The sequence below is a fragment of the Mesorhizobium sp. WSM1293 genome (genome assembly GCF_000513875.1).
Taxonomy (GTDB): Bacteria; Pseudomonadota; Alphaproteobacteria; order Rhizobiales; family Rhizobiaceae; genus Mesorhizobium; species Mesorhizobium ciceri.
In genome coordinates, this window is record NZ_KI911319.1 from 289,298 (window position 1) to 306,627 (window position 17,330).

The 17,330-nt window shown below is 59.7% G+C and carries 11 protein-coding genes; 7 read left to right on the forward strand and 4 right to left on the reverse strand.

Annotation, left to right across the window (positions count from 1 at the left end):
* Positions 1 to 7: 7 nt before the first annotated feature.
* Entirely contained in the window at positions 8 to 784 is a 777-nt protein-coding gene (locus tag M729_RS0131645; RefSeq protein ID WP_027163953.1) for a DeoR/GlpR family DNA-binding transcription regulator, read from the reverse strand.
* Entirely contained in the window at positions 781 to 2,316 is a 1,536-nt protein-coding gene (locus M729_RS0131650) for an FGGY-family carbohydrate kinase (RefSeq protein WP_027163954.1), read from the reverse strand. The genes M729_RS0131645 and M729_RS0131650 overlap by 4 nt, the downstream gene beginning before the upstream one ends.
* A 175-nt stretch (positions 2,317 to 2,491) precedes the next feature.
* Here M729_RS0131650 and M729_RS01000000136295 point away from each other — a divergent pair, with 175 nt between their 5' ends.
* Complete coding sequence (locus M729_RS01000000136295; RefSeq protein WP_245267674.1) at positions 2,492 to 2,986, forward strand: LysR substrate-binding domain-containing protein; 495 nt, start codon at positions 2,492 to 2,494, stop codon at positions 2,984 to 2,986.
* 174 nt (positions 2,987 to 3,160) lie between these two features.
* Here M729_RS01000000136295 and M729_RS0131660 read toward each other — a convergent pair whose 3' ends face one another.
* A complete protein-coding gene (locus M729_RS0131660) occupies positions 3,161 to 4,537 on the reverse strand; it encodes an HlyD family type I secretion periplasmic adaptor subunit (protein WP_084652777.1) in 1,377 nt (458 codons plus the stop codon).
* Positions 4,530 to 6,281 carry a type I secretion system permease/ATPase gene (locus tag M729_RS0131665; protein WP_032809719.1) on the reverse strand — a complete coding sequence of 584 codons (1,752 nt, stop codon included), beginning with the start codon at positions 6,279 to 6,281 and terminating at the stop codon, positions 4,530 to 4,532. Before M729_RS0131665 ends, M729_RS0131660 begins: the two co-directional genes overlap by 8 nt.
* Before the next feature lie 713 nt (positions 6,282 to 6,994).
* Between M729_RS0131665 and M729_RS0131670 the strand changes: the two genes are divergently transcribed.
* The 6 genes from M729_RS0131670 (at position 6,995) to M729_RS0131695 (ending at position 17,187) form a co-directional block, all read left to right on the forward strand.
* Entirely contained in the window at positions 6,995 to 7,978 is a 984-nt protein-coding gene (locus tag M729_RS0131670) for an ATP-grasp fold amidoligase family protein (RefSeq protein ID WP_198032155.1), read from the forward strand.
* 327 nt (positions 7,979 to 8,305) lie between these two features.
* The gene (locus M729_RS0131675) at positions 8,306 to 10,075 is read left to right on the forward strand and encodes a calcium-binding protein (protein ID WP_027163958.1); all 1,770 of its coding nucleotides are present in this window, start codon (positions 8,306 to 8,308) and stop codon (positions 10,073 to 10,075) included.
* A gap of 416 nt (positions 10,076 to 10,491) precedes the next feature.
* A complete protein-coding gene (locus tag M729_RS0131680; protein WP_027163959.1) occupies positions 10,492 to 11,700 on the forward strand; it encodes a glycosyltransferase family 4 protein in 1,209 nt (402 codons plus the stop codon).
* On the forward strand, positions 11,697 to 12,956 hold the full coding sequence (locus tag M729_RS0131685; RefSeq protein WP_027163960.1) for an O-antigen ligase family protein: 1,260 nt from the start codon (positions 11,697 to 11,699) through the stop codon (positions 12,954 to 12,956). Before M729_RS0131680 ends, M729_RS0131685 begins: the two co-directional genes overlap by 4 nt.
* Positions 12,957 to 14,954, forward strand: a complete 1,998-nt coding sequence (asnB, locus tag M729_RS0131690; RefSeq protein WP_027163961.1) for an asparagine synthase (glutamine-hydrolyzing) — start codon at positions 12,957 to 12,959, stop codon at positions 14,952 to 14,954.
* Position 14,955: 1 nt separating this feature from the next.
* Positions 14,956 to 17,187: an exopolysaccharide transport family protein gene (locus tag M729_RS0131695; RefSeq protein WP_027163962.1), complete on the forward strand. Its 2,232-nt coding sequence runs from the start codon at positions 14,956 to 14,958 to the stop codon at positions 17,185 to 17,187.
* Positions 17,188 to 17,330 lie beyond the last annotated feature (143 nt).

Consider the following 17,330-nt stretch of genomic DNA (forward strand, 5'->3'; position numbering starts at 1 on the left):
CTTGAGCTCATGACGCTTTCGTCTTGACGATGCGCAGCTTCACGCCGGCCCGTTCGAGAGCTTGCGCCCGCGCATCGCCCAGGCCTTCGGTCGCCAGCACGACATCGAAGCTGATCAGATCGTCGAAGACATGCAGCGCGATCCTGTCGAACTTGGCATGGTCGATCAGAAGGATACGCTTGGCCGATGCGGCCATCATCGCCTGCTTGACCCGCACGACATTGGGATCCTGGATGAAGGCCGTGGTTCCGGTGATGGCCGAAGCCGAGCAGATCAGCACATTGGCGCGCAGCTGCGCCACGGCGTTCTCGCAGACGATACCGATATAGGCGTTGTAGGTGCCGTGGTACTGGCCGCCGAGACAGATGAAGTCGAGTTCGTCGACATTGATCAGCAGTGATGCCGTCGCTACGGAGTTGGTGATGACGGTCAGCGGCTTGACGTCGAGCAGCAGTGCCGCGACGGCGTTTGCCGTCGAGGAATCGTCCAGCATCACCACCTGGCCGGCTTCGACATAATCGAGTGCTGCCCGCGCCAGCGCATCCTTCTCGGCCCGGTTGACCGTCACACGGTAGCGGAAGGCGCTTTCGTAGAGGCCGGAAGGCTGAACCGTCACCGCACCGTGCAGCTTGCGCAGCACGCCCTGCTGCGCCAGCCGGTCGATGTGCCGGTGGATGGTCATGCGCGACACGCCGAAATGCTCGACCAGATCGTCGATGCGCACCTGGCCGAGCTTGATCACATAGTCGGCGATCTCTTCGCGTCGTTCGTCGGCCTTGATCATGCGGTTCCCCCAGTCTCTGACCGGCCCAGCTTCTCGATGTCGGGCCAATGCGGTTCGAGCGCACCGGCTATGCGGCCATAGAGGGAAAAGCGCTCGTTGAACACAGCACTCGAGGCTTGGTCAGGCTCGTATTGGCGCGCCGTCACCCCGACCTGCCTGGCGCCCTGTTGCGGCGTCGCGAAGATGCCAACCGCCGCCCCCGCGCAAAGGGCAGCGCCAAAGGCCGCGGCCTCGTCGGTCGAGGTGACGATGACCGGGGCGTTCAGCACGTCGGCAAACATCTGAACGAAGGCCGGATTGCGCGAACCGCCGCCGGTCAGGCGGATCTCGCTGATGGCAAAGCCGTCGCGCAAGGCTTCCACATGGGTGCGATGATTGAAGGCAATGCCCTCCAGAACCGCCTTGAGTATATCGCCGCGATTATGCCAGCCGTGCAGGCCGACAAAGCTGCCGCTGGCGACATCGCCAAAAGGGGAGCCGAATAGATAGGGGTGAAACAGGATGGTCGAGGGCTTCTTCAGCGCCGCGTCGATCTCTGCTGCCAGAAGCTCGTGGATCGAGCCACCATCGACCGATGCCTTTTCCTGCTCCGAGCGGCAGAACGTGTCGAGAAACCAGTCGTAGTTCGCGGTCGACGCCGGCGAGATCGCCATGTTGTTCCAGCGGCCTGCGTCGATGGCGTTGCGACAGAGCCAACGCGGGTCGACGCGTGGTTGCGAAGAGACGACTTCGTTGATGGAATAGGTTCCGGCGACGATGGCGAGCACGCCCTCCTCATGGCCGCCCATGCCAAGCGCGGAGGCAGTCACGTCATGCAGTCCGCACACGACCGGTGTTCCCTTGGCAAGGCCGGTCATTTCGGCTGCCTCGGCGGTGACATGGCCGACGATCGCGGCGGAGTGCGCCATCGGCGGCAGCGCGTCGAAAAGATCGTCCAGCCCGAAGATGCGCATCGCTTCCGGCGCGTAATCCTGGGTGCTGAAATCCGTGAATGAGGTGCTGGCCTCGGTACGGTCGGTGCCGATCGTGCCGGTCAGGCAAAAGCGCAGCCAGTCCTTGCAGGCCAGTATATGCCCGATACGCCCATAGCGGGCCGGTTCGTGCTCCCTGATCCAGGCGAGCAGCGCCGACGGCGCCGAGACGTGGGGCGCCTGGCCTGTTCGCGCCAGCGCCTCTTCGAAGACCCGGTCCGCCGACCATCGCTCGACAATCTTGCCGGCGCGGCTATCGAGCGACAGGATTCCAGGCCCCAGCGGCCGACGATCCTTGTCGAGCAAATAGAGACCGTCGCCATGCGCGGTTGCCGCCACCGCCCTGATGTCGTCCGCCGGGCGGCCACATAGCGCGATCGCCTCCTTGATTGCGTCGGCGGTCGCTTGCCAGAGGCCGGCCATGTCGCGCTCCACCCAGCGCGCATGGGGCATCGATTGCGGAACCCGCCGACGCGCCACCGACAACTGCGTGCCATCGGCATCGAAGATCACCGCCTTGGTGACCGTGAGACCGTTATCGATTCCGAGCAAACTGGGCATGGGCGCCGCCGTTTTCAGCAACTGGTGAAGGGCGCTGCAAGGCAATCCTGCAGGTTGGGATAGGGACGACGGACATGACGACAATCAACGAGCAACGGTGATACCAAAGCGCCGCATCCGACGCGGGAAACAGACCATAGTAGCCTGTTAAATTAACGTCAACATGTGATATATTTTGTGGAAATGTCTGACGTACGCTGAGACATGCATCCGATGCGGGACGAAGCTCCGGCCTTGCCGGCCCGATCATCCCCTGCTGCGAAATCGCCGCCTCAGGGCGCATGACCTGACCAGCTTTCCCTGGGTGGCTCCCCTGCCCGGCTCTCCGCTGATGTCGGACCTGCAGATGATCCTGATGAGCATCGGCATGTCGGACCTGAACATCCGCTATTCGGGAGGCTCGCTGATGAGCGTGATCAACTTCCTTGCCGAAACCGATGCGTTGGCCGTGCTGCCATTCTCCGTAGTCTTCGCGCAGCGCAAGGAGAGCCGGGTTACGGTGCTGCCCTACGAAATCCCGCAGCCCAGCCGCTCACTCGGTATCCTTCGCCGGGTCAGCGGACCACGCTCACCGGCGGCAGAGCGCTTCGCGGGCCACGTCACGACCGCCTTCGAAAACCTGAAGCACATCATCAAACGGCATGAGAATGCCGTCGTCTGGGGGCGGTAATCCAGCCTGCTATTCGAATGATGCGGTAGCGTCACAGAACGCGCATGTTTCCTCCAGCCGGAGGCGCTTCATCCCCGCGTCGCCGGTTAGGCTCGACGGCCGCCCGCCCCCAAAAGCCGTCGGGCCGCCAGAAATCCCGATATCCTATTGGTCACGCCCTCCTCCACCTCGCCATCACTGCGTAAACGCTTTGGACATCTGATCCGCAAAGGGTTTCAACAGATAAGACCAGACATTGCGTTCGTCGGTGCGGATATGAACCTCGGCGGGCATACCTGGCCTCAGCACCTTCGCTTCGGTCAGGCAGCTTGATTTGCTTTCAACCTTGATACGCGCCGAAAAATAGGAAAGCTGACGTTGCGGGTCTTTAATCAGATCTGCCGAGATGTGTTTCACTGACCCTTGGCAGACCGGAGTGGTTCCCACGTCGAACGCCGGAAAACGGATCGACACCGGCTGCCCAGGCCGGACGTCGTCGACCCGCGACGGAGGGATCAGCGCGTCCACCACAAGATCGTCGGTATCAGGTACGATGGTCATAAGCATCTCGCCAGGCGCGATAACGCCGCCGACGGTATGGACAGCCGATTCCTGTATCGTTCCGGACTGTGGCGCGCGGATCGTTGTCTTGGTCAGTTCATCCTGCGCCACAATCTTCCGTTCGTTGAGTTCGGTCTGCTTGGCTTCCGTCTCGCGGAGTTCGGTCGTCACGTCGGTGCGCCTTTGGTCATCCAGCTGCAGCATCTGCAACCCCGTTTCGCTGATGCGCGCCTGGGCTTCAGCTACTGCTGCAGCGAGGCGCCCCGATTCTCCCCTGGCCCGGGTGGCATCCAACTTGATGTTGCTTACCCTCTCCTTGGAGACGAGTTTTTTGGCGTAGAGGGAATCAACGTCGGCGAAATCCTTGCTCAGCAGGGCAACCGATTCATCCACCGCGCTCTGTTGCGCTTTAAGACCGTCGATCTGACGTTCAAGTTGCTGGGATTGGCTTCTCAACTGCGCCTTCTGTCCAGCCAAAGCCGAAGCGCGCGTTTCAAAGAGAGCGCGTTCGCCGTTGACGAGCGCAGCCAGCTCCGGTTGGTTCATTCGCGCCTTCAGGTCGACCGGCAGCTGCATTTCCGCCAAGCCCGTGCGCTCGGCCTCCAGCCGGGCGAGGCGAACGGTCGCGCGATCGAGATCCTCGCTGATGATTTGCAGGTTCGCGCGTGTCAGCGTGTCATCCAGCCTGACCAGCACGTCGCCGGCTCGTACATGATCTCCGTCCTGCGCGAAGATTCCGCCCACTGTTCCTCCGGTTTGATGCTGGACCTTCTTGACGTTGCTTTCTACCACCACGGTGGCCGGTGCAACCACGGCGCCGGCGATCTTGGTCAATCCCAGCCACAGGCCGCCGCCGAGGACCAGCAGACCTGTAATCACCAAGCCGAATATCAGGTTGGCCCGTATACCGTCCGGCAGATCTGGCGAGCTCACGGCAGGCCCTTTGCTGCCACGAAGGGTCCGGGCATAGGACGAGAAGGTGACGAATGTTTCGAGCAGAGCCTCATGCATGCCCGGCAACCCCCGGTATCGGCGCCAAAGAAGATGGCCGAGGTGAAACAGGCGGTGAAGGTCGGAGCACGTTCGCCAAGACCTCCTCGCGCGAGCCGAAGGCATGAACCGTCCCATTCGACATAACCAGCACCTGATCGATGTTGGCGAGTGCCGAGGGACGATGGGCAACGACAATGACGATGCCCCCGCGCTGACGCACTGCCCGTATGGCGCCGGCCAGGGCAGCGTCCCCATCCACGTCGAGGTTCGAGTTCGGTTCGTCGAGCACGACAAGGAACGGCTCGCCATAAAGTGCTCGGGCGAGACCCACGAGTTGCCTCTGCCCTGCCGACAGGGCTGCTCCCCCCTCCCCGATGCGGGTCTGAAATCCCTGAGGGAGTTGCATGATCATTTTCTCGACGCCGGCGGCTCTTGCCGCCGCAAGGACGCCTTTTGGATCCGTCTTGCCTCGGAACCTCGAAATGTTGTCTGCTACCGTGCCGTCAAACAACTCCACATCCTGCGGCATGTAGCCGATATGGGCGCCGAGATGTTCCGAGTTCCATTGATCGAGAGAGGCGCCGTCCAATCTCACCGAGCCATGGAGCGGCTTCCACACCCCGACCAACGAACGGGCCAGCGTCGTCTTGCCGGAGCCGCTCGGGCCGACGACGGCCATTCCAGCCCCCCTCGACAGGTGGAAACTTACATTTACAACGGTCGGTCTTGTCAGGCCGGGCGGCGCGACTGTCAGTTGCTCGACGGCAAATCGTGCCTGTGGACGAGGCAATTCCATCGGATCGTCCTGACTGCCAAATGCAGCCATGACAGCTGCCAGCTCGCTATAGCTGCGCCGGGTCGATAGAAGACCTCTCCAGTTTGCAATCGCCGCGTCAACTGGGGCCAAGGCCCGGCCGAGCAATATGGAAGATGCGATAATCACCCCAGGAGAAGCTTCACCGCCGATGACCAGGTAGGCACCGAGCCCCAGAACGCCGGATTGCAGACCCATGCGAAGCGCCTTCGAGAAGGAACTGGCGCCACCGACGACATCCGAGAGGCGCTCCTGCTGACCAAGATATGCGCGGCTGACGTCGCTCCAGCGTCGAGCCAGTCGACCAGAAAGCCCCATTGCATGAACAACCTCGGCGTTGCGCCGGGCGGAGTCGGCAAGCGCCCGTTGCGACGACAAGTCTTCGGAGGCGCGCGCGGCCGGACCACGGCTAAAGACTTCCGCAACCGCCGTCAGGAGGACCACGGCGATCGCGCCGACGGTTGCCAACAAGCCGAGCAAAGGATGGAGCAAATAAATGATCACCAGATAAAAAGGGATCCACGGAGCGTCGAAGATGACCGTCGGTCCCGTTCCGGAAAGAAAGCCGCGCAGTCGGTCAAGATCGTGCAAAGGCTGCAGACGGCCCGCATCACGTCCTGCCTTGAGCGGCAAGGACAGGGAGATGGAGAACACCTTTTCCTGCAAATTTCTATAGAGAAGACTGCCGATGCGGACCAGCACGCGAAGCCGCACGAAATCCAGGAGCCCGTAGACCGCATACAAGCCCAGCATGCCGATCGTGAACCCCACCAGGGTGGGAACGCTCTGCGACGGCAGAACGCGATCGTAGATCTGCAACATATAAACCGAACCGGTCAGGGCGAGAATGTTTATCACTGCCGAAAACAGCGCCACGCCAAGCAGCCCAGGCATGCAGGCGAGAATGGCGGAACGCAGCTCGGGAGAACCGGCCCCCGATGTTTTCATGACCAGCGGTCGTTCGCGCGACACTGCCGCGCCGTTACTTCCGTAAATTGTGATGGCTCAAACCTTTCTTGGTGCGCATAGCAGCCGCTATCCGTCGCCCCCTTATTACGCTCTGCTTACATACGTCGACTTTGAGGAAAATGCAGCGGATTCGTGGCGCAGGACCAACGAAACGCGACCCGCAGCGTGCACAGGCTGGGGATAACTCCCCCAAAAAACGGCAATTCACGCTAGTAACGCAGTCCAGAATGGAACACGCAAAAGGGGCTTATGTCCTTGCTTCCACACACTTTCAAAGACGCCACGGTCGTTGACACAAAATACCTGATGCGGAGCAACAACTTAGATCAATCAAACCTTTTGTCGTTCTGTATTCTGTATTTGATCTCACCCCGATACACCAATCACCCGAGCAGACCATCAGTCTCCCAGACTTCCAGAGGCGGCAAATTGACGACCGTCAGGCCGGCACGCCGGATCGTCATTCAAACGGAGGAGGACGGTGATCGAGCCTGACGTATTGTGGTTTAACGCATGCGCAGGGATGGCGACTGGAGGGCTCGTTCACCTCGGGGCGCTGGCCGACGGGTTCGACCGGCCCCATCTGTGACGGCTGCCAACCTGCCCAAGGAGGCGGATCGCGCCTTCGCCATCGTCGTTATCAGAGCGGACGCCGCGTTAGCCGGTGCGTTATCCGCGTAGTGGGGTGTTGCGTGGAAAAGAAGTATCAGAAATTAAGAAGAGCTGTCTGGGAAACGATATATAGGGTCAGCTTGATAACCCCGAATTTCTACGTTCTGAACTACCCCATAGCAGCAGCGGGATTCTTTAACGGGAACAATAGGTTCCCAAGACGGGTTTCCAGTCAATCGGCTACGATAAATGATTTTATATTTGACAGAATGATACGAAATAGATGGGGATACCTTGAGAAGATTTGCGTTGATAAGCATTATGCTAAATACATAGCTAGTGGAATCGCAGGCCTTAAAATCCCAAAGACGATCTCTGTATTCAAGATAGATAGAAATACGACGGCAGATGACATTTTACTTTGGATCCAGCCTTTTCTCGGACGTCATTTCGTGATGAAGCCGACCCATTCCTCTGGAAAAATTATATTCCTCGACAAACCGCTCAATAGGAAAACCATAGAGGGATTCTTAAATTTCTCTAAGAGGTCGTACTTCAATATTGGGCGAGAGACACAATATTATAAAATGGAAAAGAAATTAATTGTCGAAGAGAACATTTCTACTGGTGGTGAATTAAGTGACTACAAATTCTTTTGCGTTCGCGGCAAGGCAATTTATCTTCAGGTCGACGTCGGTAGATTTGTTGATCATAAAAGGGCTGTCTTTTCTCTTCCTGATTTTAAGCAGATTGATGTCATGTATGGTTATGACCTGCCAGAAAACGTAGAAAGGCCGGAAAATCTCGAAAAAATGATCGAGATCGCGGAAATGATATCTAGGGATGTTGAGTTTGTCAGGGTTGATTTGTACAGCATTAACGGTGACATATATTTTGGAGAGATGACTTTTTCTCCATGCGCTGGGTCGGATCATATTTCAAACGAGAGTTGGGCCATCGATTTTTTAAATAGGATCAAGGCAGAAAGTGCTCCTAAAGCAGCGATAGGTGGCCGCTTCACGCCGCAAGCGGCACGATCTTTCGACCGTCAAGTTGGCGGGTGAGCCGCGAGGGCGTCAGCGCAAGCCTCGGTTCATGTGCCGAGGCACCCCCAATTGGCTTTCCCCTAGTTGGGGATAACCCGGTCGGGAAAGGCGGATATTTCCCAATCACGCGGCTCAACAATGAGCCGGATGAGAGGGGCTTATGTCGTTGTTGCGGCACTGTTTTAAAAGACTTCGGTTGACCGAAGCGGAACATCTCCTGCTCTGCAGCAATCCTGTCGGTGATCAAAGATTCTATCCAGCGGGTGTCGTATTTGATTTGGGCCTAATATGCGCCGTCAACTAAGCAGACGTGGGGCATAACCGAATCAACCAAAGGATTTTTGGATGACACTCCACTACGCGTCCGGTGGATCAGCCGCCGAGATCGCAACCGCCGGATTCAATCTGGCTGATGTTCAGTACGTTTCGCAAGTCAATGCCTTGCCGGATGGCATGAAAGGCTTGGTTTATCTCGGTGAGCACGACGGAGTAACTTCGTCTTTCATTGATAAAGTCACTCCCTTCATAGGTAATCCAAATGTGTTCGGGTTTTACCTTAGCGACGAGCCTGATCCGACAGGCAAGTGGGGCAGCTACGCAACCGCTGCAAACCTAAAGGCGGAATCCGACTGGATTCATTCTCATGTTCCCGGCGCCAAGACCTTCATCACGATGATGAACTTGGGCACGGATGGCTCCCCGAGCTACATGAACCCGAACGACCCGGCCCACGCCGCTTACAATCCGGCGAATACGGGCATCGATTTCTACGGTATCGGCTATTACCCCATCAACAACACTTCGGCTCCCGACTACACCCATATCGACAAGATGGTTGCGGCTGCCGGTGAAGCAGGCATCCCGATTGACAAGATCGTCCCGCTTTACCAGGCGTTCGGTGGTGGCAACTGGGAAACCAGCGCTGGCGGCAAGTTTGTCATGCCCACCGCTGCCCAGGAGCAGGCCATGATTGATCGTTGGGCCGCACTGGTTCCGTCGCCGGCCTTTGACTATACCTATAAATGGGGAACGCAGAATGGCGACACCGCGCTTGAAAGCGCCTCGGAACTGAAAGCCTTTTTCCTCCAGCACAATCTCGAGGGCACCCATGCCCCGGTCTCGCCCCCGGTTAGTGATCCTGTCACGCCCCCGGTCAGTGATCCGGTCGGCACACCGACCACACCTCCTACTCACGTCGGCACCCCTGCTCCCACCGCGCCGGCCCCGTCGGGCAGCGATCATGTCTTCCATGGCACGCGCGGCGCAGACGTTTTCCACGCAACCAGGGGCAATGACAAATATCTCGTCAACAATGCTCATGACAAGGTCATGGAAGCGCCAAACGGGGGCTTCGACAAGGTCGCGGCCTCGGTGAGTTACGCTCTTACGGCGGGATCACATGTCGAGCAGCTCTCCACCGCCAATTCGGGTGGCAGGGCGTCCATCAACCTGACCGGCAACGAATTCGGTCAAGCCATCTATGGAAATGGCGGTGCCAACAAGATCAATGGCGGCGGTGGCGCCGACAAGATGACCGGCTATGGCGGCAATGACACCTATTACGTCGACAATGCCCACGACAAGGTGGTGGAGCAGAGAGGAAGCGGCCTCGACAAGGTTCTTGCCTCGGTGAGCTTCGCTCTTTCGGCTGGCTCGCACATCGAGCAACTCGCAACCACCAAGACGTCCGGCAAGGCCGCCATCAATCTGACCGGCAACGAATTCGGACAGACCATTCACGGCAATGCCGGTAACAACAAGATCGACGGTGGCGGCGGGGCCGATACGCTGACCGGGCACGGGGGCAGAGATGCCTTCGTGTTCAGTACCGCCCTTGGTTCTGGAAACGTCGACACGATCACTGATTTCAACAAAGCCCAGGACAAGATCCACCTCGACCATTCCATCTTTGCCGGTCTCGATCAGGGGGGCCTCTCGTCGGACGCTTTCTTTGCCGGCAAAGCGGCGCATGACAGTTCCGATCACATTATCTACAACAGTTCGACCGGAGCTCTTTCTTTCGACAGCGACGGCGTCGGAGGCGCAAACCAGATCCATTTCGCGAGCCTCTCTCCGCATCTGTCGATTACCGCATCGTCTTTCCTGGTCACCTGACGCTCCAGCGACGAATGCCTTAAAAGGTCGGCGAGGTCTTGGGGCCTCGCCGACAGTCGTTTGGGCCGAGCGTCCGAACTTCGCGCCCATCAGCGAGCCGCGGAGTTCAGGTCCGCCACGCCTTACTCCAGCCACTCATCGTGCCCACTTCAGGCAATGCCGTGGGGGCGTCCCGGTGAGACTGCATCGGCAAGGCAGGAGGGACATTAGCGCTCCCCACTGCGAGGGAATCTCGCCTCACTGGTCCTACCCCTTTCCAAACATCATGGTGTCATTCAAACGGACGAGGACAGGAACCCGGCCTCCCCATAGCGTGCACTCGGGCGGGATGCGCTCATAGGTGATGAAACCGGGCCGTGGCAGCATCGAGAGCGTCAGTTACTCGATTGCCCGCCGTGTGCGCTGGGGAGAGGCAGATGAACCCACATCTGGTCTGCGTGGGAGGCGAGGATCACGCCTTGAGAGTTCCCTTCCTCATCGCGCTGCGAGAGAAAGGCTTTCGCGTTACGGCGGTCTCGAGCGGTTCTCCCGTACCGTTTTTAAGGCATGACATTTCGCATCACAGGTTCTCCTTCGACCGGTTTGCATCTGGCGGCGGGGAATGGCGTGCTCTCGGAACGATGCGCCGATTGATGCGGGAGCTTCGGCCCGACATCATCCAGAGTTTCGACACCAAGCCAAATCTGTTGACGCCCCTTTCCATGCGGGGAACAGTTCCGGTTATTCGCACCATCAACGGGCTGGGCTGGACGTTCTCATCTCTGGCGCCTCGCGCTTTGGCCCTGCGTCCGGTCTATTGCGCGCTGCAATGGCTCGCGTCTTCGTGGACGGCGGCGACCGTTTTCCAAAATCGTGATGACCAACTGTTCTTCGAGCGCTTTCGGCTGACCGGTCGCGGAAGCTCGCGACTGATACGCAGTTCCGGAATCGATGTCGATGCGTTCGCAACGGTGCGCCATCTCGGGTCCTCGGCAACGAAGATGCGTAGGGAACTCGGCCTCCAGTCCGCCGAAGTGGTGATCTTTGTCGGCCGCTTGACCCGTCAGAAGGGTGTGGGAACCCTCCTCGAGGCGGTTCCTCGCGTCGTGGCCGAAAGACCAGCAGCACGATTTGTGCTTGTCGGCCCGCGAGAATCCGAAGGCTCATTCGCAATCGACAAGTCCGAGATCGACCGGCACGCATCTCATGTGCTGGCTTTGGGTCCACGACGCGATGTCGCTGATCTCCTCGGCATGGCCGATGTATTCGCCTTTCCCACCCAGTATCGCGAAGGAGTACCGCGTGTGTTGCTGGAAGCGGGGCTTTCGGGACTGCCAATCGTGGCTTCCAGGATGCCAGGCTGCAGAGACGTCGTCGAAGACGGGTGGAATGGCTACCTGGTTGCACCGCATGACGCCGATGCCCTTGCCTCGCGAACAATAGACTTGCTGTCCGACCGCGCTGGGGCAAAGGCAATGGGCGTCCGTTCCGCTGAACTTGTGCGGGAGCGATTTGCCCTGCCGTTGGTGGTCGATCAGTACTGCGACCTGTACGAAAACACACTCCGCGCGGGGCTTCCGCGACCGCTCCCTGCTGTCGCACTTGAGGGCACCCTCGCAGATCACCGGGGCGGAGCACGTCAATGATCCGGGACGCCTTGCTCGCCCTGGGAGTTGCGATGTCCTACGCGACGCAACTGGCCGTTCCGGGATTGCCGCTCGGCTATGGCGAATTGTTCATCGCGATCTGGATCGTTCTGGCGATTGGACGAATATTCGCCGGGGGTCGTCTCCAGGTCACACCCGCTTTTGTCCAACTGGCGAGCTTCTGGCTGATCTTGTCGCTGGCTTTGGGAATCGGCACGATCGTCGGCTACCTGACCACCGTCCTTTACTTGACCGGGCTGGTACATGACCTGATGGCCTACATGCTGCTGGCCGGCTTCACATGCCTGGCGGCCGCGGAGCCCGACGCCGATCGTCACCTTCGCCGCAGTGCCTGGTGGGTGATCGCCATCGCCAATGGAAGCTTCGTAATTCAGCTGGGATTGGCATTTGGGGTAGCCCACCAGCCCGGCGTCGACCCCTGGTTTTGGGACAGATTCCGTGGCTGGTCCGAGAACCCGAACCAACTTGCGCTCTATTGCGCGCTTTTTGGCCCCCTGGCTTTGCACCTTGCCACGACCACCCGCAACCCATGGCGCCGTTTGCTCGCATTCTCCAGCCTGATCCTGACCTTTTATGTCGGCCGGCTGACGAAGAGCGACACCTATCTCTACACCAGTATCCTGAGCTGCCTCGTCTTTCTCGGATTGCGGCTTCGTGCATGGATCGCAACAAGCGGTCGCGCCAGCCTGCCCCGCTTGGCAGCAATTGTGCTGTTGGCGGGTTCCTTGCCTTTAGCGCTGGCGATGACGCCCTACGCGCTCACCGAAGAGGCCAGCGTCGCCCATTTTGCCAAGAGCCTTACCAAGGACCAGGGTGGGGAAGCGACACTCGAAACGTTCGAACTCCGGCTCTATCTGTGGCAGGACGCGGTGGAAACGGGGTTGAAATCCGGGTCGCTGGGATTGGGCCCTGGGCCTCACCTCGAGCGCCCGCCCGTCGCCGACCGTCAATTTCTGCAGCGACCTTTCGAGGCCCATAATACCGTTCTTGACCTTTACCTGCAGGGCGGATTGCTTGCGGTGATGGCATTGGTCTGGATCGTGGGAGCCGCAATGTCGCTTGCCTGGCGAGCGGGATTCGACGCGCTGCTGGTGCTCGGTGCGTCGACGATAATCTTCAGCATGCCTCACCTGATCATCCGCCATCCGATCGTGTGGTTTTCGCTGGCTTTCTGCCTCGTTGCCGGAAATCCGACCGCACTTCGGCAGCAACTTGCCGAGCCCAGGGTGCCCTAAATGTGTGGGATCGCCGGAATTCTATTGGCTTCCGATGCCACAGACATAAAGCCGCTCCAAGCGATCGGGCGGATGACCGCATCGCTGCGTCACCGGGGCCCGGATGGCGAAGGGCTCTGGGCCGATCGCGAGGCTGGAATCGCATTGGGCCACAGGCGATTGGCAATTGTCGACCTGTCAGCCGCCGGGCACCAGCCGATGCATTCTGCCAGCGGCCGGTACGTGATCACCTTCAACGGTGAGATATACAATTTTCGCGATTTGCGTTGCGAACTCGAGGGTGCGGGCCAAACCTTTCAAGGCGCCAGCGACACCGAAGTGATGCTCAGCGCAATCGAGCATTGGGGGCTTGAGACCGCCCTCAAACGCTTTGCCGGAATGTTCGTGTTCGCATTGTGGGATCTGAAGACAAGAAGCCTTTATCTGGCCCGTGACAGGATGGGCAAAAAGCCCCTCTATGTTGCTTCGACCCGAGACGCATTGGTCTTCGCCTCTGAGCTGAAGGCGATCAACACCTTTCCGGGCTTCTCTCCCGACCTTGATCTTGATGCCGCGGCGGCAATGCTTTCAACGGGATGGGTGCCGGACCATCTCTGTATCTGGCGAGGCGTGTTCAAACTGCCGCCTGGTTCCGTCCTTTCCGTCACCGCGGCGAATTATGCCGAAGACCGCAGCGCGGACCGTCTTTCCCAACGCATTCACCGCTGGTGGTCACTGGCTGACGTTGCAGCCGATGGGCGACGGAACCCCGCTACCGGCACCGACGAAGATCTGGTTGACGAACTGGACAACCGGCTTCGGCTGGCCGTGCGGGAACGCATGATCGCCGACGTCCCTCTGGGTGGCTTCCTGTCGGGCGGGATCGACAGCTCAGCCGTGATCGCCCTGATGCAGGCTCAATCCTGCAAGCCGGTTCGCAGTTTCACGATCTCGTTCGCAGAGGGCGGCTTTGATGAAGCTCCATACGCAGCGGCCGTTGCCCGTCATCTGGGCACCGACCACTCCGAACTTCACCTCTCGCCCAGCGCCGCACGTGACGTCATTCCCGAGTTGCCGCAGGTCTGGGATGAACCCTTCGCCGATGAATCGCAGATACCGACCTTGCTCGTTGCCAGGCTCGCTCGTCAGCACGTCACCGTAGCGCTGTCGGGCGACGGCGGTGACGAATGCTTCGCAGGATACGGCCGCCACTTCATGGCGGAGCGGTTGAAACGACACCTGCGCCTGCCCCGACAACTGCGCCGAACCTTGGCGGCAGGGGCAGGTTTTTTCGCACGCGCCGGACGCGACGATGTCATCGGCAAACTGCCACTCTCTGCGAGCGCGAGGCATTTTATCCGGAGCGACCGGATGGAACGTCTCGCCCGGCTGCTCGCGGCATCGAATGAAGACGAATTGTTTCAGCGGCTGGCGCGGCCACAGGCTGAAAACCTGGGACGTCAGCGGCCCACCGAACCAATCCACTGCCACGGCGGTCCGCCGCTTGACGACCTGCTCTCCCGTCTTCTGTGCGATGACATGGCGGGGTACTTGCCTGGCGATATCTTGGTGAAGCTGGACCGTGCCACTATGGCCAACAGCCTTGAGGGCCGGTGTCCTCTGCTTGACCACCGCGTTGTCGAATTCTCCTGGCGGCTGCCATCCAACATGAAAGTTCGTGATGGCGCCGGCAAATGGATCCTTCGTCAATTGCTACGCCGCTATCTCCCGCAGCACCTGATCGAGCGTCCGAAACAGGGCTTCGATGTCCCTATCGCAGCATGGCTGCGGGGTCCGCTGCGCAACTGGGCCAGCGATCTTCTCGCCGACATGCGAGCAGAAAGCAGTGACGTATTGGACGCTGCGAAGATCGACGCCTGCTGGCGCGATCACATTGATGGCCAGAACCGCTCGCGCGAATTGTGGTCCGCATTGATGTTCCAGGCCTGGCGGAGCAAGGCCAACCGGCAAACACAGCAAACCGGCCCAATTCATGAACCCGATCTGGCAGGAGTATAAAATGGTAGGTTCCGCAATCAGCCCGATCCAGCTGCCACGGATCAATCAACCACCAGCACAGGTTCTCGAAAGCAGAGTGCACGTGCGGTCATTGCGCGAATATGTCGAGCCGCCCACCGCGTCGCGCCAACTCTTCGTGATTCTGGCAAGGCGAAAATGGTCTATTGTTGTCTTCGCTGTGTTGGGCGGGCTGCTGGCGGGGTTGCTGGGAAGTCTTCGCCCGGTTCTCTACGAAGCAACTACTCAGCTTATCATCGACGCCCCATCGCGCGGTTCACTGCCCGTCGGCGCCCCGTCTTCGCAGGACCTCGTTGATTCAAGCATAGATGACCACATCACGATGCTATCGTCGCAAGACCATCTGCGCCGCGTCATGGCGGCACTGCGCAAGACAGGTGCGGCTGAAACCGGACAGGACAATTCCGCTAGAGGGAATTCCCGGCTTGAGCCGTCTGCCATCCCTCCCCCGAGGACACGCTCGCTTGCCGGTGGTCTACTGGACCGACTGTGGCCAGGAGCGGACAAAACAATCAGCGATTCACAGGCCGAGGATGCCTCCGAATTGAGAGCCTTGCGGCAAGGAATGCGGGTCGGGCAGGAGCTGCGATCGAGAGTAGTCTCCGTCGCTTTCGCCGATGACAGTCCCGCGCGGGCGGCGCTCGTGGCCAACACATTCGCTCAGGTCTATGTCGACAATCTGATAAGGAGAAGGCAGGCATCCGACCAGCAAGAACTCGATGCGATCACCACCAGCCTGCCCAGGCTGCAAAACGATCTGCAGGCAGCGGCCGACCGCCTTGAGAAATATCGGTTGAGCCACGGAGCCATCGACCAAGGCTCGGCGGACAATGCAGCCAGGGAACGGGCCGACCTCAGCCAGCAATTGTCAATGTCAAACGCAGATCTCGCCGCTGTGGAAACTCGGCTGCGACATGTTCAGGAGCTTCGAGCGCAGGGGGCTTCTTTCGTCTCCGTGGCCGAAGCCATTGGCGGGCCTGAACTTGCCGATCTCGCGGCTCGACAGGCTCGCGCGCCTGCGGACCAAGAACTCAGAAACCTGACCGAAAGCAAGGTCGAACAAGGCATCGACAAGATTGCTGCGGACGCAAACATTTTCCGTGCCCAGATCGCCACTCTTGAGAGCCGGAAGGCCATTTTGGATGCGGTCATGGCCGACACCGCCAGCCGGCTTTCCGGGTTGCGGGTTCTCGAGCCGCAGGTCAGTTTGCTGACCCAGCGATACAACGAACTTCTTGGCCGGCAACAGGATCTGACGCGGCGTATCGGAGTTCCCTCGGCTGGAATTTCCATCCTATCGGCGGCATGGCCGCCGACCATCCCGCAGACCTTGCCCGCCATCTTCCTTGTTCCGCCCGGGATGATTGTGTTCGCTATACTGGGCGCGATTTTCGTCACGATGCGCAATCACTTCGATCGGACTTTCCGCGGTGAGACCGAGGCGGAGGCGGTGCTCAAGGTTCCATGTATGGGGCAGATTCCCGAAGCAGGCAGGGTGCATGCCAAACGACTGCGAACCCTTGTCCTGGGCGAGCGCAGCTCCGCCTATAGCCGCGCCGTGACGTCGTTGCTGATTGCTGCGGCGCCCAATGCGCTGAGGGCTCGTTCGTCGTACACGGCGCTTGTCACCTCCAGCGTCCCGGAGGATGGGGGGACCGAGCTCGCATGGAGTCTGGCGCTGGCCGGCACGCGGATGGGCGGCCGTGTTCTCTTGATCGATCTTGAACGCAAGGGCGTTCAACTCACGCTCGAGTTCCTGCATCAGTTCAGCGAGCGCAAGAGCCGCCATTCCTTCGCTGACTATGTCTGCAATCGCAGCAACCTGGAAAACGCCGTGGCCAGTCTGCATGAAATCGGCATCGACGTGATGACCGCTGCTCCGTCGGACGATCTGCTGGCAGTGTTGTCCTGCGAGGATGGGGGCAAAGTGATGGCGGATCTGCACTTGACCTATCGCATCGTCATCATAAACCTGCCGTCGGCGCTCGGGCGGCCGGAAGCCAAATTTCTGGCTGGATGGGCTGATGCGGTGCTTTTTGCCGTCCGATGGAGGAAAACGCCACGTACCCTCGCTCGCGGGGTGCTGGAACTCCTTCAGGGCAACGGTTCTCTTGCGGTACCCGTCGGCAGCGTCCTCACGCAAGTGAACTTGAAAAAACATGCCGGATATCGGCTCGAGGATAGCGCCGACCTCTTGCGCGAGCAGATAGCATGACCAAGCACAGGCTCGTCCTTGGGCCGCGGACGATCCGGGGGCGGTTCATCCAGGGAGCGGCCCGGACGATTCAGGGTGCAGCCTGTCCGCAGAGCGCGTCATTCAGGTGAATGATGGCAAGGTTCGGTGTGCATCGTAGGCTG

Excerpts from the sequence above, each read along its gene's own strand:
- M729_RS0131645 (WP_027163953.1), bottom strand. The coding sequence starts at position 784 with ATGATCAAGGCCGACGAACGACGCGAAGAGATCGCCGACTATGTGATC.
- M729_RS0131650 (WP_027163954.1), bottom strand. The coding sequence starts at position 2,316 with ATGCCCAGTTTGCTCGGAATCGATAACGGTCTCACGGTCACCAAGGCG.
- M729_RS0131660 (WP_084652777.1), bottom strand. The coding sequence starts at position 4,537 with ATGCATGAGGCTCTGCTCGAAACATTCGTCACCTTCTCGTCCTATGCC.
- M729_RS0131665 (WP_032809719.1), bottom strand. The coding sequence starts at position 6,281 with ATGAAAACATCGGGGGCCGGTTCTCCCGAGCTGCGTTCCGCCATTCTC.
- M729_RS0131675 (WP_027163958.1), top strand. The coding sequence starts at position 8,306 with ATGACACTCCACTACGCGTCCGGTGGATCAGCCGCCGAGATCGCAACC.
- M729_RS0131680 (WP_027163959.1), top strand. The coding sequence starts at position 10,492 with ATGAACCCACATCTGGTCTGCGTGGGAGGCGAGGATCACGCCTTGAGA.
- M729_RS0131685 (WP_027163960.1), top strand. The coding sequence starts at position 11,697 with ATGATCCGGGACGCCTTGCTCGCCCTGGGAGTTGCGATGTCCTACGCG.
- asnB (WP_027163961.1), top strand. The coding sequence starts at position 12,957 with ATGTGTGGGATCGCCGGAATTCTATTGGCTTCCGATGCCACAGACATA.
- M729_RS0131695 (WP_027163962.1), top strand. The coding sequence starts at position 14,956 with ATGGTAGGTTCCGCAATCAGCCCGATCCAGCTGCCACGGATCAATCAA.